Below are 24,983 nucleotides of genomic sequence, written 5' to 3' on the forward strand. Positions count from 1 at the left end.
CGGGGGGGGGGGGGGTCCCAGCCATAAATAACCCGCGGGGGGCAACCCCCGCTCCCACACCAGCACTGCTACGCGGTCTGGCGCGTCGGCTCGCGAACCGGAGCGCCATCGAACGCCGACTTGAGATTCTCATGCAGCGCCGTCGCCACTTCTTCCGCGCGAATCGGCAGAATCGACAGCAACGTGTCGCTCAGGCCATGACTGGACTGGCTGAAGCCCTGAATGAACACCGGCGCCTTCAGGCGCGGGTCGGCCTGCACGCGGTACTCGCGGTTCACCTGGTATTCGTCCAGGTACTCGGCTAGCGGCGCGAGGATCTGCTGGTGCGAGATACGCTCGTAACCGGTGGCCAGGATGATCGCATCGTAGCGGTGCACCTCGGTGTCGCCGGTGGCCAGGTCACGCAGCACCAGCTCGATGCCGTTGGCATCGGCCTTGGCCGACTCGATCGAGCGCCGGCACAGGAAGCCGTGGCGCGGCTGCCCGGAAACTTTCTGGCGGTAGAAGATCGAGTAGATGCGCTCCACCAGGTTCAGGTCCACCACCGAGTAGTTGGTGTTGTGGTACTCGTTGATCAGGCGCTCACGCTCAAGCTCCGGCTGGTTGAACACCAGGTCGGTGTACTGCGGCGAGAAGATCTCGTTGACGAACGGACTGTCGTCGGCCGGCTTCAGCACGGCGGCGCGCAGCACCATGTCGACCTGGGCGCTGGGGAAGCTGTCATTGAGGTCGATAAAGGCCTCTGCGGCGCTCTGCCCGCCGCCGATCACGGCAATGCGCATGGGCTGGCCGTTGGCGCACGGCTGTTCGTTCATGCGTTCCAGGTAGCGCGAGTGGTGGAACACCCGGGCGTCGCCCTTGAGCGGGCGGAACACCTCGGGAATGCGTGGCGTGCCGCCGGTGCTCAGCACCACCGAGCGGGTGTGGCGCACCTGTTCGCGGCCCTGGCTGTCCTGGGAAATCACCCGCAGTTGCTCGATGCTGTTGCCGCTGTGCACCGGCTCCACCGCCAGCACGTTCTCGCCGTAGGCGGACTGCTCGGTGAAGTGCCCGGCCACCCAGCGCAGGTAGTCGTTGTACTCCATGCGGCAGGGGTAGAAGGTGCCCAGGTTGATGAAGTCCACCAGGCGCCCGTGCTGGTGCAGGTAGTTGACGAAACTGAAGGGGCTGGTGGGGTTGCGCAGGGTCACCAGGTCCTTGAGGAACGAGATCTGCAGCTCGCTCTGCGCCACCAGGGTGTTGCCGTGCCAGCGGTAGTCCTGCTGGCGGTCCAGGAACAGCGCGTCCAGGTGCCGGCCGCGCTTCACGCCCAGCTCTTCCAGGGCGATGGCCAGCGCAAGGTTGGAGGGCCCGAAGCCGATGCCCAGCACATCCAGCGGCGTGCTTGTAGTTACTGTTTGAGTCATCTCGCCAATACCTTTCGATCCATTAGTCGATTGGCACGAACACCCGTGGCGGCCCCAAGGGCGGCGCCAGGCGTATCGCCCAGGAACGGCGTCCCCTGTCGGAACGCTTACCCATGTGGTGACGAGAAGCCTGTGGGAAAATTTAAACGGCACTCATTCGCGATAGCGCCCAACGCCGGCAAGAAATTAATTTTTAAGGTTTTACCCCGCTCGTGCGTCCTATCTGGATATGAATCCCATTTGTGACGACAGCCCAATGACGCAGCCCAAGCCCCCCAAAGGTACGCTCTCCGAACTGTTCAGCCTGCTCAAGCCGTTCTGGCCCATCCTGGCGGTGTCCATCACCCTGGGCATCATGGGGGGCCTGAGCATCACCGCGCTGCTGGCCACCATCAACCAGAGCCTGCACGCCGACGGCCCCGCCGCCGGCACCCTGCTGCTGGCGTTCGGCGGCCTGTGCAGCCTGGCGCTGCTGGGCTCGATCTTCTCCGACATCGGCACCAACCACGTCGGCCAGCACGTCATCGCCAAGCTGCGCAAAGACCTGGGCAGCAAGATTCTCTCCGCGCCCATCGAGCAGATCGAGCGCTACAAGTCGCACCGGCTGATCCCGGTACTCACCCACGACGTTGACGTCATCAGCGACTTCGCGTTCGCCTTTTCGCCCCTGGCCGTGTCGCTGACCGTGACCCTGGGGTGCATGGGCTACCTGGCGCACCTGTCGTTGCCGATGTTCGTCTGCACCGTGGTGGCGATTTTGCTGGGCACCACCGCCCAATACTTCGCGCGCCTGAAAGGCATACGCGGTTTCTTCGAGGCCCGCGAGGCCGAGGATGACCTGCAGAAGCACTACCGCGCCATCTCTGAAGGCGCCAAGGAACTGCGCATCCACCGCCCGCGCCGCTTCCGCGTGTACCGCGACCACCTGCAGAAGACCGTGGAGAAAATCTGCGACATCCAACTGCGCTCGATCAAGCTGTTCGTGGTGGCCAAGACCTTCGGCTCCACGCTGTTCTTCATCGTCATCGGCGTGGTGCTGGTGTACCAGAGCCTCTACCCCAACACCGACAAGGCCACCCTCAGCGGCTTCATCCTGGTGCTGTTGTTCATGAAAGGCCCGCTGGAACACCTGATCGGCAACCTGCCCATCGTCAGCCGCGCCCAGGTGTCGTTCCGCCGCATCGCCGAGCTGTCTGCACAGTTCGCCTCGCCCGAACCGCACCTGCTGCTGGAAGGCACGGTAAAACCCGCCACGCCGCTGCAAAGCATCGAACTGCGTGACGCGCGCTACACCTTCCCCACCGTCGAAGGCGTGACGCCGTTCACCCTGGGCCCGGTGAACCTGCGCCTGAACGCTGGCGAGATCATGTTCATCGCCGGCGAGAACGGCGCCGGCAAGACCACCCTGATCAAGGTGCTGCTGGGCCTGTACGCGCCGCAGCAGGGCAGCATCCTGCTGGACGGCAAGGAAGTGGGCGTGGAAAACCGCGACGACTATCGCCAGCTGTTCACCACCATCTTCGCCGACTACTTCCTGTTCGACGACCTGATGGGCCCCGACGAAAAACTGCCCGACGAAGCCCACCAGTACCTCGACCGCCTGGAAATCAGCCACAAGGTCAGCATTCAGGACGGCAACTTCACCACCACCGACCTGTCCACCGGGCAGCGCAAGCGCCTGGCCCTGGTGCAAGCGTGGCTGGACCACCGCCCGGTGCTGGTGTTCGACGAATGGGCCGCCGACCAGGACCCGGCCTTCCGGCGCATTTTCTACACCGAGCTGCTGCCGGACCTGCAACGCCTGGGCAAGACCATCATCGTCATCTCCCACGACGACCGTTACTTCCATATCGCCGACCGCCTGGTGCGCATGGAGCCTGGGCGCATCTACGAAGACACCCGCCAGCAACACCCCGTGGAGGCCTGATAACGCGATCATGCACAGGCGCTCATTCCTGCAACTGATGAGCGTGGCGGCACTGGCGGCAAGCCCGCTGCTCCACGCTCAACCCCAGGCCCTGCGGGTAGCCCCGCTGGACTGGCAACTGGCCGAGATCATGCTCGGCCTTGGCGTTTCTCCGTTGGCCATTCCCAGCCTGGAGATGTACCGCGCGCGGGTGCCGCAGCCGCCGCTGCCGGCCGGCGTGCTGGACCTGGGCGCATCGTGGGAGCCGAGCCTGGAACTGCTGGCGCGGCTCAAGCCCGACCTGATCCTGCTCAGCCCCGTGCAGCAGATGGCTCAGGCGCAGTACGCCGCCATCGCCCCGGTGCGGGTGCTGGACGTGCCTACCTCGCTGACACCGATTCCCCGTGGCCTGGCCGCCATCGCCGAAGTGGGCGAGTGGCTACAGTGCCAGCCCCAGGCACAGGCCCTGGTGGCCAGCCTCACCCGCCGCCTGGACGACGCCCGCGCGCACATCCTCAGCCAGCAGCACCGGCCGCTTTACCTCGCGGACATCGACCAGGGCGGCAGCCACGTGCGCTTGTGGGGCCACAACAGCCTGCTGGGCGACACCTTGGCGCAGGTTGGCCTGGTGAACGCCTGGGACGGCGAGCTGGGCCCGGCCGGGTTCGCCCTGGTGCCACTGGAGAAACTGGTGGAGCGCCCCGAGGCGCGGATGATCTACCTGAACTTCGGCAAGGCCAGCCAGCGCTCGCTCAAGACCCTGGGCGCCAGCACCTTGTGGAACGTGCTGCCCTTCGTGCGCGAGGGGCGCCTGAGCGCCATCCCGCCGACCTATGTATTTGGCGGCACGCAGACCGCGGCGCGCTTTGCCGAACTGCTGGTGGAGCACCTGCCCGACGACCCGGAGTACGCCCATGGCTAGTTCCGCCCTCGATTACGCCGCCACCAAGGTGCGCAACCCGCAGCGGCGGCGCTGGCTGCTGGTGGTCAGCCTGCTGGCGCTGGCCGCCGTGGCCCTGAGCCTGCACGGCCTGCTGCGCCACCTGCCGCCCGGCCTGTGGTGGAGCGCCGCCGTACACCCCAGCGCCACCGACACTGCGCAGCTGCTGGTGCACCACGCCTGGCTGCCGCGCCTGGCCGTGAGCCTGCTCGCCGGCGCCGCACTGGGCCTCAGTGGCGCGCTGCTGCAAAGCATCCTGCGCAACCCGCTGGCCGACGCCTCCACCCTGGGCATTTCCGCCGGGGCCAACCTGATGCTGGTGGTGGGCCTGCTGTTCGCCCCCGGCCTACTCGACCAGGGCCGCACCCTGCTGACCAGCGCCGGCGGTGGCCTGGCGATGCTGCTGGTATTCGCCCTGGCCTGGCGCCAGGCGCTGGCGCCGTTGGCAGTGGTGCTGGCAGGGCTGATCATCGGCCTGTACTGCGGTGCCCTGGGTTCGATCATGGTGCTGTTCAACCATGAATACCTGGGCGAGCTGTTCGTCTGGCAGACCGGCAACCTGGCCCAGAACGGCTGGGGCCTGACCCGCCACCTGACCTTCAGCCTGATCCCCGGCATGCTCGCCGCACTGCTGCTGGTGCGGCCGCTGGACGTGCTGCAGCTGTCCGATGAAAGCGCGCGCAGCCTGGGCCTGTCACTGTCCTGGAGCCGCACCCTGGGCCTGGCGCTGGCGGTATTCCTCAGCACCACGGTGGTCAGCCACATCGGCATGGTCGCCTTCGTCGGCCTGGCCGCACCGGCCCTGGCGCGGCTGCTCGGCGCCCGCCGGCTGCGCCAGCAACTGTGGTGCGCACCGCTGTTCGGCGCGCTGCTGCTGTGGCTGGCCGACCAGGTCATCCAGAACTTCGCGCCGCTGCTGCCCACCGGCACCGCCACTGCCCTGCTGGGCGCGCCGCTGCTGTTGTGGCTGCTGCCGCAGATGCGCCGCAGCCTGCACCCGCCGCGCACTACGCCTGACGCCCAGCAGCCGAAACAGCACCGGCCGGCGCGCATCCTCGCAGTGAGTGCCGTGGCCCTGGTGGTGTGCCTGGGGTTGGCGCTGACCCTGGCCCCTGGCCCCAGCGGCTGGGCCTTCAGCAGCGTCAGTGAAACCCTGCAGCTGCTGCCCTGGCGCGCGCCACGGCTGTTCGCCGCCATGGCGGCCGGCGCCATGCTGGCCATGGCGGGCACCATGATCCAGCGCACCACCGGCAACGCCATGGCCAGCCCGGAAGTGCTGGGGGTCAGCTCCGGCGCCGCGCTGGGGGTGATCGTCGTGTTCCTCGCCAACCTGCCGCTCAACCCCGGCATCATCCTGCTGACCGCCAGCGCCGGGGCGCTGATCACCCTGCTGATTCTGTTGTCGTTCGGCTGGCGCCACGGCTTCTCACCCGAGCGGCTGCTGCTGACCGGCATCGCCCTGGCGACCATCTCCGGCGCCTTCTCCAGCATCATCCTGGTCAGCGGCGACCCGCGCCTGGGCACCCTGCTCAGCTGGATGGCCGGCTCCACCTACCGGGTCACCACGCCACAGGCGCTGGTGGCCTGCGCGGTGGCGGTGGTCGGCCTGGCACTGGCGCCGCTGATTCGCCGCTGGCTCGACCTGCTGGCCCTGGGGCCCAGCACCGCCAGCATGCTCGGCCTGAACCTGGGCCGCAGCCGCCTGGCGCTGCTGGCCCTGACCGCACTGCTGACCGGCGCCGCCACCCTGGTGGTCGGCCCGCTGAGTTTCGTCGGCCTGATGGCGCCGCACATGGCGCGCCTGCTGGGCCTGCGCCGGGCGCTGGTGCAACTGTATGGCGCCGCGCTGCTGGGCGCGCTGTTGATGGTGGCCGCCGACTGGCTGGGCCGCACGTTGATCTTCCCCTGGCAGATCCCGGCCGGGCTGCTGGCCACCTTTGTAGGCGGGCCATATTTCATGTGGCTGATGATTCGCCGCCGGGGTGGCGCATGATCGCCGCCTTCGCCAGTGCGTTTCCGGGGCCGCTGGCCGGGGTCGGCGAGTCGCTGGCGCTGGCCGACGACGCCGCGCCGGGCATCGTCCTCAGCGACCTGCTCGACCCGCAGCGCTACCAACCGCCGCTGGCGGCGTTCGCCCGGCGCTACCCTGGCGGCGACACCAAGGCGCTGGTGTCGCTGTGGACCCAATGGTACTTCTCGGTGCTGGTACCGCCGGTGGTCATCCTCGACCTGCTGCAAGACCGCCTGCTGCCGCTGGGCCTCGATCACACCCGCCTGCACCTGGACGCCGAAGGCAACCCGCAGCGCGTCGCGCTGAGCGGCGACGGCCAGGTGCGCGAGCCACGCTCGACCTTCGAGCGCTTCGCGCCGCTGGTGTTCGAGCACCTGGCGCCGCTGTGCGCCACCCTCGCCCAGTTCAGCGGCCTGTCGCCGCGCGTGCTGTGGAGCAACGCCGGCGTGCGCGTGGCCTGGGCCGTGGGCGTGGTTGCGCGCCACCCGCTGGGCGGCGCCGAACGGGCCGCGCCGGGGCGTGAGCTGCTCAGCGCCAGGCAGTGGCCGAACGGCTGCAGCAACCCGCTGTTCGAACCGGTGCGCTTCGCCGTGCCCGATGACGAAACCAGCGCCAGCACCCGCCGCGTGTGCTGCCTGCGCTACCGGCTGGACAGCGTGGATTACTGCCCGTCGTGCCCGTTGCCCGCCAATCGGCGGCAGTGCAAAAAAAAGTGAAAAAAACGTTCTGGTTTTGCTCGCGGGTTTCGTCTTATTGGAAACGATTCTTATAAGCTAACCTTAACGAGTGCTAATAATGTTTGAGTCTCGACACAACAAAGGGCGTGAAACGCAAGGTTCCGGTTTCACCAAGACCCTGTTGGCGGCAAGCCTGGCACTGGCCGCGTACAGCGCCCAGGCCCTGGCGGCACCGGTAGCCGTGCATATCCCGGCGCAACCGCTGTCCAATGCGTTGATGCAGTTCGGCACCCAGACCAACATGCAGGTGCTGTTCAGCGCCGACTCGATCAAAGGCCGCAACAGCCTCAGCGTTGACGGCACCATGGAGCCGCAACAGGCCCTGGAACAGATGCTGCGCGGCACCGGCCTGCGCTACGAAGTGAACGGCAACACCATCACCGTGGGCGCCGCCACCGCCGACGGCAACGCCATGCTGCTGCAGAACGTCAACATCAACGCCGCCGGCGACAGCAGCGGCTACACCCCCGACTACAGCATCGTTGCCAAGCGCACCAGCACCGCCACCAAGACCGACACCCCCATCGGCGAAACCCCGCAATCCATCTCGGTGGTCACCCGCAAGCAGATGGACGAGCAGGCGGTGCAGGACGTCAGCTCTGCCGTGCGCTACACCCCGGGCGTGTTCGGTGAATACACCGGCGCCAACAACACCCGTGAGCAGTTTCGCATTCGCGGCTTCTCGCCCTACGTCTTCCAGGACGGCCTGCAACTGCCCTACGGCGAGAGCGGCCAGGGCGGCATGTCCGAACCCTATGGCCTGGAAAGCGTAGAAGTACTGCGCGGCCCGGCGTCCATGCTGTACGGCCAGAGCCGCCCGGGCGGCCTGATCAACCTGACCAGCAAGATGCCCACCAGCACTCCCTACCACCAGGTGCAGATCCAGGGCGGCAGCTACGACCTCAAGCAACTGGGCTTCGACTTCGGCGGCCCCATCGACGACCAGGGCGTGTTCAGCTACCGCCTGACTGGCCTGGTGAAGGACAGCGGCACCCAGGTCGACCACGTGCAGAACAACCGCAACTTCATCGCCCCGGCCTTCACCTGGCGCCCGGACGAGGACACCTCGCTGACCGTGCTGGCCAACTACCAGCGCGACTGGGGTGGCAGCACCGAGCAGTACTACCCGGAATCGGGCACCCTGCACCACTCCCAGTACGGCAAGATCTCCAGCGACACCCTGCTGGGTGACAGCGACTTCGACAGACTGCGCCGCGAAAGCTCGCAGCTGGGCTACCTGTTCGAGCACCACTTCAACGACACGTTTACCTTCCGCCAGAACCTGCGCTACAGCCAGGTCAACATCGAGAACCGCACCGCCTTCGGCAACGGCTACGTCAACGAAGCCACCAGCCCGAACGTGGCGCGCCTGACCTCGGACATCAAGCGCAACCTGCAGATCTTCAACGTCGATAACCAGCTGGAAAGCAAGTTCAACACCGGCCCGCTAGAGCACACCCTGCTGACCGGCCTGGACTACCGCCGCAGCACCCTCGACAACAACGTGGTGAACAGCAGCTACACCTCCACCAACCCCTACGCCGGCGGCAACGGCAGCGGCACGCGCACCAACATCTACACCTCCCGCGACATGTACCAGGTGCAGAAGCAGACCGGCGTGTATGCCCAGGATCAGATCAAGCTGGACCACTGGCTGTTCACCCTGGGCGGGCGCTTCGACTGGGCCGACTCGGAAAGCCACTACCGTCCCGACCGCAGCAACGCCACCGACCGCTACATCGACCAGGACAACCACAAGGGCACCTACCGCTACGCCGTGGCCTACCTGTTCGACAACGGCGTGATGCCGTACTTCAGCTACTCGCAGTCGTTCGACCCACAGCTGAACACTGCGGTCAGCGCGGCCACGCCGATCTTCAAGCCTACCCAGGGTGAGCAATACGAGCTGGGCATCAAGTACCAGCCGCCGGGCCAGGAAAGCTACATCACCGCCTCGGTGTACAAGCTGAAGCAGAAGAACGTCACCACGGCTGACCCGACCAACATCAACAACACCATCCAGATCGGCGCCGCTGAAAGCCGTGGCTTCGAGCTGGAAGGCAAGGCCGTGCTGAGCAAGAACCTTGACCTGCTGGCGTCGTACACCTACACCGACAGTGAAGTGACCCGCACCGGCTACGTCACCTCGGCATACACCGACAAAGGCAACGAACTGCCGTTCACCCCGCGCCAGCAGGCCTCCGCGTGGCTTGACTACACCTTCCATGAAGGCCTGATGGACGGCCTCGGCGCCGGCCTGGGCGCCCGCTACACCGGCGACCTGTGGGGCAGCAGCGTGTCCTCGCCTTCAGCCGTGTATAACCGCATCGAGACCGGCAACTTCACCATCGTCGATGCCGCCGTGCACTACGACCTGGGCAAGCTGTCGAGCAAGCTGAACGGCACCAAGGTGGCAGTCAACGCCAGCAACCTGTTCGACAAGGAATACGTGGCCAGCTGCAGCAACTACGCCGCCTGCTACTACGGCCCGCGCCGCAACGTGATCGCGACCTTGAGCTACAACTGGTAAGCGCTACCCGCGGCACAAAAAACGCCAGCCCCTTGCGGGGTTGGCGTTTTTTTTGGGGCGGGTGATTGCGGCGTCTGGGGACGCTGTTTTGTGGGAGCTGGCTTGCCAGCGAGCTTTGATGGCCCCAACAGCTCGCTGGCAAGCCAGCTCCCACAGGATGTAGCAGCCGCCGAAAGCTGCGTCAGGCGGCGGTCCTGCATTGCTCCAGGACGCGGCCTGCGGCCGCTGCTACAGGGGGCGGGGTACGCAGGATTTCGCGTAGGCCGCGCGCCTGCGCAGCTTACGGCAGGGGCTACAGATTCGCGTAGCAGCTGCCGAAGGCTGCGTCAGGCTTTCGCGTGGAGCGCCTGGGCGAGCACGGCGGTGAAGGTTTCGTAGAGGTGCAGCGCCGCCGAGGTGATGCTGGCCATGCGCAGGAAGTCATGGGTCAGGTCAGCCTGGCAGTGCAGGGTCACCGGCACGCCGGCGGCGCTAAGGTGCGCGGCGTAGGCACGGCCTTCGTCCAGCAGCGGGTCGAAGCCGGCCACGGCGATGTAGGCCGGGGCGGTGGCCGGTGGAATGGCGGCGCGCAACGGCGAGGCGCGCCAGTCGCTGCGTTGTTCGACGTTGGGCAGGTAATGGTCGTAGAACCACGCCAGTGTCGGGGTCTCCAGCAGGTAGCCCTGGTCGAACAGGTCGGCCGAGGTGGTGCTGCCGGCCGCATCGGTCACCGGGTAGAACAGCATTTGCAGGCACGGCTGCACAGGCAACGCGCCCTGCCCGGCCGCAATCGCCGCCACCGTGGCAAGGGTGGCGCCAGCGCTGTCGCCGGCCAGGGCCACGCGGTTGCGGTCCAGGCCCAGGGCCGGAGCCTGCTCCCACAACCACACCAAGGCGTCCTCGGCGTCGTTCACCGCCGCCGGGAACGGCTGCTCCGGCGCCAGCCGGTAACCTACCGACAACACCGCGCACGGCGTGCGCCAGCAGAACTCGCGGCACACCTGGTCATGGGAATCGAGGCTGCCCACCACGTAGCCACCGCCGTGGTAGTACACCAGCACCGGCCACGGCTGCTGGCGTTCCGGCACGTCGGCGGGCAGGTACAGGCGCACCGGCACGCTGGCGCCATCGCGGCCGCTGAACTGGTGCTGGCTGACCGTCACCGGCCCCGCCACCTGCCAGCCCAGCTCCTGGGTGGAGCGCTCGAATTCGGCGCGCGCCTGCGCCACTGTCTGTTCGTGCATTGCCGGGCGCCCGGCGTCGCGGCCCTCGTCCACCAGGTCGAGAAAGGCCGCCAGTTCAGCGTTCAACGCCATTGTCTGTTTTCCATGCGAAAGAAGGTTCATAGCGCGGCCACCGGCAAGGTGCTGTCCACCAATTGCTCAAGCTCTGCGCGCAGGGCGTCCATCAGCCCCTGCACGGTCTCCGGCCGGTAGCATTTGCGGCTGTACACGCAGCGCAGGCTGAGGCTGCCGTCGTAGACCTGGCCGATGATTTCCAGCCAGTTGGCCAACTGCGCCACCGGGCTGTAGACATCGCCCATGGACTCGCGCGCCGGGGTGAACAGGCCGCCCTCGAAGGTCTGGTCGAACTGCCCCAGATAGTTGAAGGTGATGCGCGGCTGCGGCATGCCCTGCAGCTGTTTGCGCGCCTGGACGCTGCCGGCGTGGCGCAGCAGGCCGTAGCCGATGCCCTTGTCGGGAATGCGCTGCAGCTGCCGGCGTACGCGGCCCACCGCCTCGGCGAAATCATCGCCGGTGCCGGGTTTCAGGTGCACCGGGTACATGGTGGTGAACCAGCCTTGGGTACGGCTCAGGTCGAGGTCGGCGAACAGGTCCTCGCGGCCGTGGCCTTCGAGCTGGATCAGCGCCGAGCTGTCGCCGGTCCAGCGGCACAGCACGCGGGCCAGGGCGGTCAGCAGCAGGTCGTTGATCTGCGCCTGCAACGCCCCCGGCACGCGCTTGAGCAGCGCCTGGGTGCGCTCGCGGTCAAGGTTCATCTGCGCGTTGCCGCGCACCCCCACCAGGTTGCGGCCACGCGGGTTGTCGCGCGGCAGCTCGCGCGGCGCGTCGTCCAGCAGTTGCAGCCAGAACGGCAGCCCCTGCTCATCGGCGGCCATGGCCTGCAAGCGCTCCACCCACAGGCGGTAGCTGCTGGTGCGCGCCGGCAGGTTTGCCGGCACGCCGCTGACCTGCGCCTGGTACAGCGCCTGTACATCGTCCAGCAGGATGCGCCAGGACACGCCGTCCACCACCATGTGGTGAATCACCAGCAGCAGGCGCGCGCTGCCGTCGGGCAGGTGCATCTGCACCGCGCGCAGCAGCGGCCCGCCTTGCAGGTCCAGGCTGCGCTGGGCGCGGTTGGCCAGGGCTTCGATAGCCTCCGCCGACGCCAGCCGTTCATCCCACAGCAGTGCCTGGCTGGCGTCATGCTCGGCATAACGCTGTTGCCACTGGCCATCGCCAGCCTGTTCGAAGCGCAGGCGCAGGGCATCGTGGTGCTGCACCAGCGCCTGCAACGCCTGCTCCAGCGCGAGGGTATCCAGCGGCGCGACCATGCTCAGCATCAGCGCCTGGTTGAAGTGGTGCGGCTCGGCCATGTGCTGGTCGAAGAACCACGACTGAATCGGCAACAGGCCAAAGCGCTCGCCTGCGCCCTGCTGCTGGCTGTCCAGCGCCACCAGCGGGGTAGCGCTTTCCTCCGGGCTGCGCGCCAGCAAGGCGTCGATGGTCTGGTAGCGCATCAGGTCGCGCAGCTTGATCTCGATGCCCAGGCCTTCGCTGTTGCGCACCTTGGACACCAGTTGCAGGCTGAGGATGGAGTCCCCCCCCAGCTCGAAGAAGTTGTCGAACACACCTACCTGCTCGACGCCCAGCACCTGCGCCCAGATGGCCGCCAGTTGCGCTTCCAGCTCGGTGCGCGGCGCCACGTAGTCGCCACCCTGCCACTGCGGCTCTGGCAACGCCTTGCGGTCGACCTTGCCGTTGGCGTTCAGCGGCAGCTGGCTGAGCACCAGGATCTGCGCCGGCACCATGTACTCGGGCAACTGGCTGTGCAGGCTGGCCAGCAGCCGCTCGGCCAGGCCGTCGATGCGCGCGGCGGCCACATAGCCCACTAGCTTCTTGCCGCCGGCGGTTTCCATGGCCACCACGACCGCGGCTTGCACCTGCGGCTCGGCGCGCAGGCGCGCCTCGATCTCGCCCAGCTCGATGCGGAAGCCACGAATTTTCACCTGCTGGTCGATGCGCCCCAGGTAGTCATATGTGCCGTCGGCACGGGCGCGCACCAGGTCGCCGGTGCGGTACAGGCGCCCGCCCTCCTGGCTGAACGGGTCGGCAACGAAGCGTTCGGCGCTCAGGCCCGGGCGCTGGTGGTAACCACGGGCCAGGCCCTGGCCACCGATGTACAGTTCGCCGCTGGTGCCGGCCGGCACCGGGTTCAGGTCCGGGTCCAGCACCCAGGTGGTCCGCGCGCCGACCCGCTCGCCGATGGGCGCGATGGCCGCGCCACACGGCGTCTCGGGCGCCGCTTTCCACAGCAGCGGGGTGACCACGGTCTCGGTGGGGCCGTAGCCGTTGATTACATGCTGCGGGCGCAAATGGCGGCGCACCTGGGCCAGGCTGGCCTCGGGCACCGCGTCACCGCCGAAGCAATAGATGCGTACCGGCGGCGGGTTGCCGTCGCGCTCGCCCTGCTCGGCCAATTGCTGCAGGTAGGCCGGCGGGAACGCCACCACGCTGATGCGCTGCTCGTGCAAGGCCTGCCAGGTCTGCTCGATGCTCCACGGCTGGTTGTCGCGCAGCACCACGCAGCCGCCATGGCTGAGCGGCGTGAGCCAGCGCTCGTGGGCGCCGTCGAAGGCGAACGACATGAAATGCAGCTCGCGGTCTTCGGGCGTCATTTGGTAGCGCTCGCCGATCGCCTGGCAGTGCATGGCCAGCGGCCCGTGCGCCACCGCCACGCCCTTGGGCAGGCCGGTGGAGCCAGAGGTGTAGATCAGGTACGCGAGGCTGTCGCCGTGCAGCTTAGGTTGCAACGGCGGCAGGCGTTCACCGTCCACCGGCAGGTCTTCCAGCGCCCAGCATTCCAGCCCTTCAGGCAGCGGCAGGCGGCCCTGGGTGGCGCGGTCGGTAATCAACACGCGCATGCCCGAATCGCGCATCAGGTAGGCCAGGCGCTCTGGCGGGTAGTCGATGTCCAGCGGCAGGTAGGCAGCGCCGCTCTTGAGCACCGCCAGCAGCGCCACCGGCAGCTCCACCGAGCGCGGCAGGGCGATACCCACCACCGCTTCGGCGCCGATGCCGCCCTGTTGCAGGTGCTGCGCCAGCACCTGGCTGCGCGATGCCAGCTGTTGGTAGCTGATTTCACGGCCCGCGCACACCAGCGCCGGGCGCTCGGGCTGGCGCGCCGCCCAGGCGTCGATGCGCTCATGGACGAACGCCGTGGCGGCAGGCTCGAAGCGGTTGGCTGTTGCCAGCGCCAGACGCTCGCTGGCGGTCAGCAGGCCGATGCTGCCCAGCGGCCGCGTCGCATCCTCAAGCAGGGTCTCCAGCAGGCCTTCCAGGTGCTCGCGCAGGCGCAGCACCGCCGACTCGGCGAACTGCTCGCGGCGGTACATGTATTCAATCTCAAGGCCTTCGCCCAGGGTCACCATCAGGTCCATGGCGAAGTCGGTCACGCCAAAGCCCTGGCCCACGTCGAAACGCAGCTCGCTGTTGTCCCAGTCGCGCAGCAGGCGGTCCACCGGCTGGTTCTCGAAGACGATGATGCTGTCGAACAGCGCCTGCCCGGCCTGGCCGGACCAGCGCTGTATCTGCCCCAGCGGCGTGTACTCGAAGTCGCGGGCGCGCAGGTTGTAGTCCTGCAGCGCGCGCAGCCAGTCACCCAGGGCCTGCTCCGGCGCCAGGGTCTGGGCGATGGGCAGGGTGTTGATGAACAGCCCCAGCAGGTTTTCCGCCCCCGGCAGGCTGGCCGGGCGGCCCGATACGGTGGCGCCGAACGCCACGGTGCGCTGGCCGGTGTAGCGCTGCAACAGCAGCAGCCACGCGCCCTGGATCAGGGTGTTGAGGGTCACCCGTTGCTGGCGAGCGAACTGGCGCAGGCGCTCGGTGCGCGCTTTGTCCAGGCGCGAGTACAGCGCCGTGTGGCCCTGGCCCTGTGGCGCGTCAACCACGGCCTGGGCCAATAGCGTCGGCTGCTCCAGCACCTGCAACTGCGCCTGCCAGAAGGCTTGCGCAGCGCTTTCATCCTGGGCCTGCAGCCAGGCAATGTAGTCGCCGTAACGGCCGCTGACCGCTGGCTTGTCACCGCCCAGGTAGCGGCGCAGCACCTGGCCGATCAGCAACGATACGCTCCAGCCATCCAGCACGATGTGGTGGTAGGTCCAGATCAGTCGGTAATGGGACTCGTCCAGGCGCAATAACAACAGGCGTTGCAGCGGTGGCTGCTGCCAGTCGAACCGCTGGGCGCGCTCGGCCAGCACGTGCTGCTCGATCAGCGCCGGGGTCACCACCTGGCCGCGCAGGTCCACTTCACGCACCGGCAACGGCACGTCCGTCAGCACCACCTGCAACGGCTGGGCAAGGCCCTGCCACAGGAACAGGCTGCGCAGGCTGTCGTGGGCCTGGCTGACCTCGGCCCAGGCCTGGCGGAAGCGCGCGGCATCCAGGCCCTCGATGCCAATGTTCAGCTGGTTGACGTACAGCCCGGCCTCCTGCACCTCGACGCTGTGGAACAGCATGCCCTGCTGCATCGGCGACAGCGGCAGGATGGCTTCCACCCGGCCCGGGTCCAGGTCCAGGGCATCCAGTTGCGCCTGGTTGAGGCCGGTGAACGGGAAGTGTTCGGCCAACAGCGGCGTGCCGGGCACATGGCGTACCTGCTCGGTCACCCCGGCCACCGCTTGCAGCGGGCTGGCCTGGGCCGCCAGTTGCTCCAGGCGCTGGTGCTGGAACAGGTCCTTGGGCGTCAGGTGCAAGCCGGCGTCGCGGGCGCGGCTCACCACCTGGATGGAGATGATGGAGTCGCCGCCCAAATCAAAGAAGTTGTCGTCCAGGCTCACCTGCTCAAGGCCCAGCAGCTCGCCCCAGATGGCGGCCAGCTGTTGCTCGGTGGCGCTGGCCGGGGCGCGGTAGGCACGCGCCTGCCACACCGGCTCGGGCAGCGCACGGCGGTCGAGCTTGCGGTTGGGGGTCAGCGGCATGCGCTCCAGCAGCACGATCTGCGCCGGCACCATGTACTCGGGCAGGCGCTCGCGCAGGGCCTCGCGCAGCGCTTGCGGCTCGACCTCGGCGGCCACGGCGTAGCCCACCAATTGCTGGCCTTGCGGGGTGGCGCGCACCACCACGGCGGCTTCGCGCACGCCGGGCTGGGCCAGCAGCAGCGCTTCGATCTCGCCCAGCTCGATACGGAAGCCGCGCAGTTTCACCTGCTGGTCGGCACGACCGACGTATTCCAGGGCATCGCCCTCGCGCCAGCGCACCAGGTCGCCGGTGCGGTACAGGCGCTGGCCCGGCGCGCCAAACGGGTCGGGCACGAAGCGTTCGGCGGTCAGCTCAGGCCGGCCGTGGTAACCCCGGGCCAGCCCCGCGCCGCCAATGTACAGCTCGCCAATCACGCCCACGGGCACTGGCACCAGGGCGGCGTCGAGCACGTAGAGCGTGGTGTTGGCCAGCGGCAGCCCCAGGTCGGGGCGCGGCTGCCCGGCGCTGAGCAGGTTGCGCGCCGACCAGATGGTGGTTTCGGTGGGGCCGTAGACGTTCCACAGCGGGCCTTGCAGCGCCAGCAGGCGCGCGGCCAGGTCCGCCGGCAGCGCCTCGCCGCCGCACAACAGGGTGCGGCCGTGCAGGCGCGCGAACGCCGGCTGCTCGCTGAGCAGCCGCCAGGTCGACGGTGTCGCCTGCACCGCGTCCACCTGCTCGGCGTCGATCACCTCGATCAGGCGTTGCGGGTCGCGGGCGGTGTCGCGGTCCACCAGCACCACGCTGGCCCCGGTGAGCAGCGGCAGGTACAGCTCCAGCGCGGCGATGTCGAACGACAGCGAGGTCAGCGCCAGCATCTTCTGCCCGGCCGCCAGGCCCGGCGCCTCGGCCATGCTGTGGAGGAAGTTGACCAGGCCGCCGCGGCTGACTTCGACGCCCTTGGGCTTGCCGGTGGAACCGGAGGTGTAGATCACGTACGCCAGGTTCGACAGCAGCGCCGCATGCTGCGGCGCCTGCTCGACCGGCGCCAGCGTCAGCGTATCCAGGCTCCAGGTCGCACCGCCATGGCCCAGCTGCGCCGCCAACGGCAGCAACGAGGTCTGGGTCAGCAGCAGCGGGCTGCCGCTGTCCGCCACCATGTGCGCCAGGCGTTCGGCGGGGAATTCGGGGTCCAGCGGCACGTAGGCGCCACCAGCCTTGAACACCGCCAGCAGCGCCACCAGCAAGGCGTTGGTGCGTTCCAGGCACACCGCCACCGCCACGTCAGGGCCCACACCTGCCGCTTGCAGGCGCACGGCCAGGGCGTTGGCGCAGGCGTCCAGCTCGGCGAAGCTCAGCGCCTGGCGGCCATCGCTGACCGCCACGGCCTGCGGCGTGCGCCGGGCCTGCTCGGCCACGCAGTGTTCGAAGTGCTGGGCCGGGTATTGGCGTGCGGTGTGGTTGACCGACGCCAGGCGCGCCTGTTGCTCATCGGCACCCAGCAACGGCAGTTGCCCCACCGCCATTTCCGGCGCCTGCAACACGGCCGTCAGCAGGCGGGTGAAATGTTCACTCAGGCGCTGCACGGTGACGGCGCTGAACAGGTCGGTGGCGTAGTTGAAGTTGAAGGTCAGCGAGTCGTCGGCGTTCTCGTCCATGAACAGCGACAGGTCGAACTGCGCCGTGGCGCTGTCGCCACCCATGGCCTCCAGGCTCAGGCCGTCCAGTTCCACGCGGCGCTCGCGGGCGTGGCGCTCGTGGCTGAACAGCACCTGGAACAGCGGGTTGTGGCTAAGCGAACGGGCCGGTTGCACAATCTCCACCAGTTGCTCGAACGGCAAATCCTGATGGGCCTGGGCCTGCAACGCAGTGGCCTTGACCTGCTGCAGCAGGGCTGCGAACGGCTGCTCGGCGTCCAGCCGCGTGCGCAGCACCTGGGTGTTGACGAAGAAGCCGATCAGGCCTTCGGTCTCGCCGCGCTGGCGGTTGGCGATGGGCACGCCCAGGCACAGGTCGTCCTGGCCGCTGTAGCGGTACAACAGCACGTTGAACACCGCCAGCGCGGTCATGAACGGCGTGGCCTGCTGCGCCTGGCTCAGCGCGCGCAGGGCCAGGCCGGTGTCACGCGGCAGGCACCAGCGCAGGTTGGCGCCGCGGTAGCTTTGTTCGGCCGGGCGCGGGTAGTCGCCGGGCAACTCCAGCACCGCCGGCGCGCCCTGCAATTGCTGCTGCCAGTAAGCCACCTGGCGCGCCCCTTCAGGGCCGGCCAGCCAGTCGCGCTGCCACAGGGCGTAGTCGGCGTACTGCAACGGCAGCGGTGCCGGCGCCACCTGGAGGTACAGGCTGGCCAGCTCGTCCACCAACACGGTCAGCGACCAGCCGTCGCTGATGCTGTGGTGCAGGGTCAGCAGCAGGTGATGTTCCTCCGCATCCAGGCGCAGCAACTGCACGCGAATCAGCGGGCCGTCGTGCAGGTCGAACGGCTCGCGCGCCTCGTGCAGCGCCAGCTCGCGGGCACGGGCCTGGCGCTGCTCGGCGGGCAAGGCACCGAGGTCGATCTGCGGCATGTCCAGGGCGATGCTGGGGTGAATGCGTTGCACCGCCTGGCCGTCGACCGTGGCGAAGGTGGTGCGCAGGGTTTCGTGGCGCCCCACCAGTTGCCCGAACGCCTCGCGCAGGCGCTCGATGTGCAGGGTGCCGCGCAGGCGCAGGGCCATGGGCATGTTGTAGGCGCTGCTGCGCGGCTCCATCTGCCACAGGAACCACAGGCGGCTCTGGGCGTGGGACAGCGGCAGCAAGGCTGGGCGTTCGCGGCGTTGCAGGCGAATCGACGGGCTGGCGATGCCGCCCAGGGCGCGGGCGAAATCCGCCAGCTGCGGGGTGTCGAAGACCTGCCGCACCGCCAGTTCCAGGTTCAGCGCCTGGCGCAGGCGCGAGACCATGCGGATGGCCAGCAGCGAATGGCCACCCAAGGCAAAGAAGTCGTCGCCACGGCCCACCTCGGCCACGCCCAGCACCTCGGCCCACACCTGGGCCACCAACACTTCAGTGGCCCCTTGCGGCGCCTCGTAGGCGCGGCTCTGCCATTGTGGTTCCGGCAACAGGCGGCGTTCCAGCTTGCCGTTGGGCGACAGCGGCATTTGCGCCAGCGCGATCAGCTGCGCCGGCACCATGTAATCCGGCAGGCGTGCGCGCAGCACGTCGCGAATGGCGTCCAACGCCAGCACCTCGCCCACCAGGTAGCCGATCAGCTGTACGCCCTGGGGCGAGGCGCGGTCGATGACTACGGCTTCGCGCACGCCAGGCTGTTCCAGCAGGCAGGCTTCAATTTCGCCCAGTTCGATGCGCAGGCCGCGCACCTTGATCTGGTGGTCGATGCGCCCGGCGTATTCGATCACGCCGCTGTCGCGGTAGCGCGCCAGGTCGCCACTGCGGTACAGGCGCCCGGCGCCGAACGGGTTGGGCACGAAGCGCTCGGCGGTCAGCGCCGGGCGGCCCAGGTAGCCACGCGCCAGGTTGATGCCACCGATGTACAGCTCGCCGGTGACGCCCACCGGCACCGGTTGCAACTCGGCGTCGAGGATGTGAATAGCGGTGTTGGCGATGGGCTCGCCAATGGGCACGGCGAACTGGCCGGGCTCCAGGTGGCAGGTCCAGTGGGTGACGTCGATGGCCGCCTCGGTGGGCCCGTAGAGGTTGTACAGCGCCGCCGGGTGCTCGGCCAGGCACTGGCTCTGCAGGTCGTGGGACAGCGCCTCGCCGCTGCAGATGATGCGCGCCAGGCTCGGGCAGCCGCCGCGCAGGGCGCCGGCGGCAATGAACAGCTGCAGCATGGACGGCACGAAATGCAGGGTGGTGACCTGCTCGCGCTCGATCACCGCTTGCAGCGCGGCCGGGTCGCGGTGGGCGCCGGGGTCGGCCATCACCAGCGTGGCGCCGGTCATCAGCGGCCAGAAGAACTCCCACACCGACACGTCGAAGCTGAACGGGGTTTTCTGCAGCACCCGGTCGGCGGCAGTCAGCTGGTAGGCCTGCTGCATCCATACCAGGCGGTTGTGCAGGGCCTCGTGACTGTTGCCGGCGGCCTTGGGCTTGCCGGTGGAACCGGAGGTGTAGATGCAATACGCCAATTGGCCGGGCTGGGTGTCCAGCAGCGGCTCATGGGCGGGCCAGGCGGCGTCGCTGCCGTCATCCAGGCACCAGCGCTCGGCGGCGCCCACCGTCGGCAGGCTGTCGAGCAACGCGCGCTGGGTCAGCAGCAGTTTCACGCCGCTGTCTTCGAGCATGTAGGCCAGGCGCTCGGGCGGGTATTCGGGGTCCATCGGCAGGTAGGCGGCGCCGGCTTTCATAATGCCCAGCAGGCCCACCACCAGCTCCACCGAGCGCAAGGCGGCGATGCCCACCAGGTCGTCGCGGCCGATGCCATGAGCGTGCAGGCGGTGCGCCAGGCGGTTGGCGCGGGCGTGCAGCTCGGCATAGCTCAGGCGCTGGTCGCCGTGCACCAGCGCCAGGGCGTCGGCGCTGGCGTGGCGTTGCTGCACCAGCAACTCGGGCAGCAGCGCGGTGGCGCTGTAGTCGCGGGCGGTGGCGTTGAAGCCATGAACAATCTGCTCGCGCTCGGCATTGGTCAGCAGCGGCACGCTGTCCAGCGGCTGCGCCGGGTCGGCCAACAGCGCGTCGATCAGTTGCAGCCAATGGCCGCCCAGGCGCTCGATGCTGCTGGCCTCGAACAGGTCCAGGGCATAGCTGAGCGCGCCGCGCAGGCCGCCCTCGGCGGTGTCGCGGGTGTACAGCTGCAGGTCGAACTGCAGGGTTTCCTCGTGGCTGGGCAGCGGCGCGATCTGCAACCCCGACTGGGCGATGCGCTCCAGCCCGCGGGTGGCCGGCAGGTGGCTGAACATCACCTGGAACAGCGGGTTGTGGCTGAGGCTGCGCGGCGGTTGCAGGGCCTCCACCAGCTGGTCGAACGGCAGGTCCGGGTGGGCCTGGGCCTGCAGGGTCACGTCGCGCACCTGGGCCAGCAACTGGGTGAACGGCGCGCGGCCGTCAAGCTGGCTGCGCAGCACCTGGGTGTTGACGAAGAAGCCGATCAGGCCTTCGGTCTCCAGGCGCTGGCGGTTGGCCTGGGGCACGCCGATGCGCAGGTCGGCCTGGCCGCTGTAGCGGTACAGCAGCGTCTTGAATGCCGCCAGCAGCCACATGAACGGTGTGGCGCCCTGTTGCCGCGCCTGTTCGCGCAGGCGTTCGGCGCGCGCCACGTCCAGTTCGAACGACCACACCGCGCCGCGATGGCTGGCGCGGGCCGGGCGTGGGTGGTCGCCGGGCAACTCCAGCACCGGATGCTCGTCGCCCAACTGCGTGCGCCAGTAGTCCAACTGCCGCTGGCCTTCGCCCGCCGCCAGCCACTGGTTCTGCCACAGCGCGTAGTCGGCATACTGCAGCGGCAACGCCGGCCACTGCGGCTCGCGCTCGGCTGTCAGCGCGGCGTAGGCCTGGGTCAGCTCGTCGATCAGCACCTGCATCGACCAGCCGTCGGAGACGATGTGGTGCATGCTCAGCAGCAGCCAGTGCTCCTGTTCCTCCAGTTGCAGCAGTTCTGCGCGCAGCAGCGGGCCTTGCTGCAAATCGAACGGCTGGCGCAGCAGGTGCCCGGCCTCGGTGCGCGCGTCAGCTGGCAGCACGCGGCGGGCCGGCAGTTCGAACTGCCATGGCGCATCAATCAGCTGCTGCGGGCCCTGGCCGTCGTCCACCAGGCGCGTGCGCAGGCTTTCGTGGCGGGCCAGCACGCGGTTGAACGCCTGTTCCAGCGCCGGCTGGTCCAGGGCACCCAGCAGGCGCAGGCCGCTGTTGATGTGGTAGGCGGTGCTTTCGGGTTCCAGCTGCCAGATGAACCACAGGCGCGCCTGGTTGCTGGCCAGCGGCAGGCGCTCGGGGCGCGGTGCCGCCAGCAGCGCCGGCGCCTGGGCCCCGCCATTTTCGCGCAGGCGCGCGGCGCAGTCCTGCAGGCGCGGCGCGTCGAACAGCAGGCGCACCGGCACGTCCAGCTCCAGCACCTGCTTGATGCGCGACACCGCCTGCACCGCCAGTAGCGAGTGGCCGCCGAGGGCGAAGAAGTCGTCGTCCAGGCCCACCTGCTCCACACCCAGCAGGCTGGCCCAGATCTCCGCCAGCAGCGCTTCATCCTCGGTTTCTGGGGCGCGGTAGGCGAGGCTGGTCCACTGCGGTTCGGGCAGCGCGTTGCGGTCGATCTTGCCGTTGGCATTCAGCGGCAGGCGCTGCAGCAGCACCAGCCGCGCGGGAATCATGTAGTCCGGCAGGTGGCGCTGCAGGTGAGCGTCAATGGCAGCCTGCAACTCGGCGCTGTCCTCGCCTTCCAGGTAGCCGATCAGCTGCTTGCCGGCCGGCGTGTCGCGGGCCACCACCACGGCGGTGCCGACACCCGGCACTTCACGCAGGCGCGTCTCGATTTCGCCCAGCTCGATGCGGAAGCCGCGCACCTTCACCTGCTGGTCGATGCGCCCCAGGTAATCGACGGTGCCATCGGCGCGCACGCGCACCCGGTCACCGGTGCGGTACAGGCGCCCGCCCTGGTTGAACGGGTCGGCGACGAAGCGCTCGGCGGTCAGGCCTGGGCGCTGGTGGTAACCACGGGCCACGCCTTCGCCGCCCAGGTACAGCTCACCCGCGACGCCGTGGGGCACCGGGTTGAGGTCGGCGTCCAGCACGTGCAGGGTGCGCGCGCCCACCCCGTGGCCGATGGGCGCGTAGGGCGCGCCGCACGGCAGCTCGGCGGGGGCTTTCCACAGCAGCGGCGTGACCACGGTTTCGGTCGGGCCGTAGCCGTTGATCACGTACTGCGGCGCCAGGTGCTGGCGCACGTGGGCCAGGCTGGCCTCAGCCACGGCGTCGCCGCCGAAGCAGTAGATACGCACCGGCGGCGGGTTGCCATGCACCGCGCCATGCTCGGCCAGCTGTTGCAGGTAGGCCGGCGGGAATGCCACCACGCTGATGCGCTCGTCGTGCAGGGCGCGCCAGGTCTGCTCCACGCTCCACAGCGCGTCGTCGCGCAGGAACAGGCTGGAGCCGTGGCTGAGCGGGGTTAGCCAGCGTTCGTGGGCGCCGTCGAAGGCGAACGACATGAAGTGGAATTCACGGTCGGCCGGGGTCATTTCATAGCGCCGGCCAATGCCCGCGCAGTGCATGGCCAACGGGCCGTGGGCCACGGCCACGCCCTTGGGCTGGCCGGTGGAGCCCGAGGTGTAGATCAGGTACGCCAGGCTGCCGGCGTGCAGGGCCACGGCGGGGGCGGTGTCGGGCAGCGCGTCGAGGTCCAGCTGTTCCAGCGCCAGCGCGGGCACGCCGGCGGGCACCGGCAACGCGTCGATCAGGCTGGCGTGGCTCAACAGCAGGGCCATGCCTGAGTCGGCCATCAGGTATTCCAGGCGCTGGCGCGGGTAGCTGGCGTCCAGCGGCAAATAGGCGGCGCCGGCTTTCATCACTGCCAGCAGCGCCACGATCAGCTCGGGCGAACGCGGCATGGCCACGCCCACCAGCGTTTCCGCGCCCACGCCCTGGGCGATCAGGTGGTGGGCCAGGCGGTTGGCGGCGCGGTCCAGTTCGGCGAACGTCAGGCTGCGCCCTGCGCCGCTGACGGCCGGGCCGTCGGGCTGGCGGCGGGCCATGGCGGCGATGCTGTCGTGCACCCAGGCGCTGGCCGCTGGCAGCGGCGCATCATGGGCCAGGGCGGTGCTGCCGCCGTCGCCTTGCAGCAAGGCACCGAGCGCCGTGTCCGGGGCGTCGACCACGGCGTGCAGCAGGCCGGTCAAAGCATTGGCGATGCGGGCGATGGTGCTGGCGTCGAACAGCGCCTGCGGGTAGGTCAGCAGCGCGTTCACCGCGCCGGCCGGGGTTTCGATGACGTCCAGCACCAGCTCGAAATTCACCGAGCATTCGGGGTTGCTGAACGGCTCGATACGCAGCCCACCCAATTGGCGCTGGGCGTCGACGGTCTGCCGCTGGTGGTTGAACAGCACCTGGAACAGCGGGTTGCGGCTCAGGCTGCGGGTAGGCGCCAGGCGTTCCACCAGTTGCTCGAACGGCACGTCCTGGTGGCTTTGCGCATTGATCAGGGTTTCGCGCACCTGGTTCAGCAGGTGGCGGAAGCCCTGGCGACTGTCCAGGCGGGTGCGCAGCACCAGGGTGTTGACGAAGAAGCCCAGCAGCGTCTCGGTTTCGCGGCGGTTGCGGTTGGCCACCGGCATGCCCACGCGAATGTCGTCCTGGCCGCTGTAGCGGTACAGCACGGCGTTGAACGCCGCCAGCAACACCATCGGCAAGGTCGCCCGGGCTTGGGTGGCCAAGGCGCGCAGGCCCTTGACCAGGCCGGCATCAAGGCTGAAATGATGCCGCTCGCCCTGCCCTTGCCAGTCGCGGCCGCGCGGGCGGTCGATGGGCAGTTCCAGGGCGGGCTGCTCGTCGGCCAGGGTAGCTTTCCAGTAGTCGAGCTGGCGCTCGGCTTCGCCCGCTTCCAGCCACGAGCGCTGCCACAGGGCGTAGTCGCTGTACTGAATGGGCAGCGCCTGCGGGGCGTGGGCCGGGCCGGCCAGGTAGCCTTTCACCAGCTCGTCCAGCAGCAGGTTCATGGACCAGCCGTCGGTGATGATGTGGTGCAGGGTGAGGCTCAGCAGATAGTCGTCCGCGCCCAGCACGAACAGGTGCGCGCGCAGCAGCGGGCCGCTGGCCAGGTCGAAGGGCTCGCGGCCGACGGCGCGGCAGCGTGCCTGCAACTGGTCTTCGCTGACCGTCTCCACGGCCAGCTCGACCTTGGCCTGTTCAGCCGGCAGCACCTGCAGGCGAATGGCCGCGCCATCCTCGACGAAGCGGCTGCGCAGGGTTTCGTGGCGCGCCACCAGCGCCTGCAGGGCCACGCCCAGCGCCTGGCGGTCGACGTTGCCGCGCAGGCGCACGGCGGTGGCCACGTTGTAGGCGGAACTTGCGGGCTCCAGCTTCCACAGCAACCACATGCGCCGCTGGGCATACGACAGCTCGCGCTCGTCACCGGCATGGCTGTGCGCGGGAATCGGGAACAGGGCGAAGTCGACACCGTCATTGCGCAGGCTGCTCAGGAACAGGCGGCGCTTTTCCAGGGGCAGGGCAATGAAACGCTTGGCAAGGGCGAGGGATTGGTCTGGGTTCATCACAAGGAATTCCGGGTTCTTTGTGATTCAAGACGAAATGGGAAGGGGAATCGTTAACAGCAACATTGTGGGAGCTGGCTTGCCAGCGAGCTTTTGGG

At 68.6% G+C, this 24,983-nt stretch carries 8 protein-coding genes; 5 read left to right on the top strand and 3 right to left on the bottom strand.

Annotated elements, in window-relative coordinates; translation table 11 throughout:
* Positions 1-68: 68 nt before the first annotated feature.
* Positions 69-1,406 (bottom strand): lysine N(6)-hydroxylase/L-ornithine N(5)-oxygenase family protein, encoded by a 1,338-nt coding sequence (locus AC0SZ7_RS26065; protein ID WP_475507079.1) that lies wholly within the window; start codon positions 1,404-1,406, stop codon positions 69-71.
* 256 nt (positions 1,407-1,662) lie between these two features.
* Between AC0SZ7_RS26065 and AC0SZ7_RS26070 the strand changes: the two genes are divergently transcribed.
* From AC0SZ7_RS26070 to AC0SZ7_RS26090, 5 genes are all read left to right on the top strand, one after another.
* Positions 1,663-3,333 carry a cyclic peptide export ABC transporter gene (locus AC0SZ7_RS26070; protein WP_475507080.1) on the top strand — a complete coding sequence of 557 codons (1,671 nt, stop codon included), beginning with the start codon at positions 1,663-1,665 and terminating at the stop codon, positions 3,331-3,333.
* Between the two features lie 10 nt (positions 3,334-3,343).
* Positions 3,344-4,234 (top strand): ABC transporter substrate-binding protein, encoded by an 891-nt coding sequence (locus tag AC0SZ7_RS26075; RefSeq protein ID WP_475507081.1) that lies wholly within the window; start codon positions 3,344-3,346, stop codon positions 4,232-4,234.
* Positions 4,227-6,245, top strand: a complete 2,019-nt coding sequence (gene fhuB, locus AC0SZ7_RS26080) for a Fe(3+)-hydroxamate ABC transporter permease FhuB (RefSeq protein WP_475507082.1) — start codon at positions 4,227-4,229, stop codon at positions 6,243-6,245. Before AC0SZ7_RS26075 ends, fhuB begins: the two co-directional genes overlap by 8 nt.
* Positions 6,242-6,979, top strand: a complete 738-nt coding sequence (gene fhuF, locus AC0SZ7_RS26085) for a siderophore-iron reductase FhuF (protein ID WP_475507083.1) — start codon at positions 6,242-6,244, stop codon at positions 6,977-6,979. The genes fhuB and fhuF overlap by 4 nt, the downstream gene beginning before the upstream one ends.
* A 79-nt stretch (positions 6,980-7,058) precedes the next feature.
* Positions 7,059-9,530 (top strand): TonB-dependent siderophore receptor, encoded by a 2,472-nt coding sequence (locus tag AC0SZ7_RS26090; RefSeq protein ID WP_475507084.1) that lies wholly within the window; start codon positions 7,059-7,061, stop codon positions 9,528-9,530.
* Between the two features lie 326 nt (positions 9,531-9,856).
* Here AC0SZ7_RS26090 and AC0SZ7_RS26095 read toward each other — a convergent pair whose 3' ends face one another.
* Both AC0SZ7_RS26095 and AC0SZ7_RS26100 read right to left on the bottom strand, forming a co-directional pair.
* The gene (locus AC0SZ7_RS26095; RefSeq protein WP_475507085.1) at positions 9,857-10,825 is read right to left on the bottom strand and encodes an alpha/beta hydrolase; all 969 of its coding nucleotides are present in this window, start codon (positions 10,823-10,825) and stop codon (positions 9,857-9,859) included.
* Positions 10,826-10,851: 26 nt separating this feature from the next.
* Positions 10,852-24,885 (bottom strand): non-ribosomal peptide synthase/polyketide synthase, encoded by a 14,034-nt coding sequence (locus AC0SZ7_RS26100; protein ID WP_475507086.1) that lies wholly within the window; start codon positions 24,883-24,885, stop codon positions 10,852-10,854.
* Positions 24,886-24,983: the final 98 nt, after the last annotated feature.

The organism is Pseudomonas sp. JC1203, from assembly GCF_056175065.1.

Excerpts from the sequence above, each read along its gene's own strand:
- AC0SZ7_RS26065 (WP_475507079.1), bottom strand. The coding sequence starts at position 1,406 with ATGACTCAAACAGTAACTACAAGCACGCCGCTGGATGTGCTGGGCATC.
- AC0SZ7_RS26070 (WP_475507080.1), top strand. The coding sequence starts at position 1,663 with ATGACGCAGCCCAAGCCCCCCAAAGGTACGCTCTCCGAACTGTTCAGC.
- AC0SZ7_RS26075 (WP_475507081.1), top strand. The coding sequence starts at position 3,344 with ATGCACAGGCGCTCATTCCTGCAACTGATGAGCGTGGCGGCACTGGCG.
- fhuB (WP_475507082.1), top strand. The coding sequence starts at position 4,227 with ATGGCTAGTTCCGCCCTCGATTACGCCGCCACCAAGGTGCGCAACCCG.
- fhuF (WP_475507083.1), top strand. The coding sequence starts at position 6,242 with ATGATCGCCGCCTTCGCCAGTGCGTTTCCGGGGCCGCTGGCCGGGGTC.
- AC0SZ7_RS26090 (WP_475507084.1), top strand. The coding sequence starts at position 7,059 with ATGTTTGAGTCTCGACACAACAAAGGGCGTGAAACGCAAGGTTCCGGT.
- AC0SZ7_RS26095 (WP_475507085.1), bottom strand. The coding sequence starts at position 10,825 with ATGGCGTTGAACGCTGAACTGGCGGCCTTTCTCGACCTGGTGGACGAG.
- AC0SZ7_RS26100 (WP_475507086.1), bottom strand. The coding sequence starts at position 24,885 with ATGAACCCAGACCAATCCCTCGCCCTTGCCAAGCGTTTCATTGCCCTG.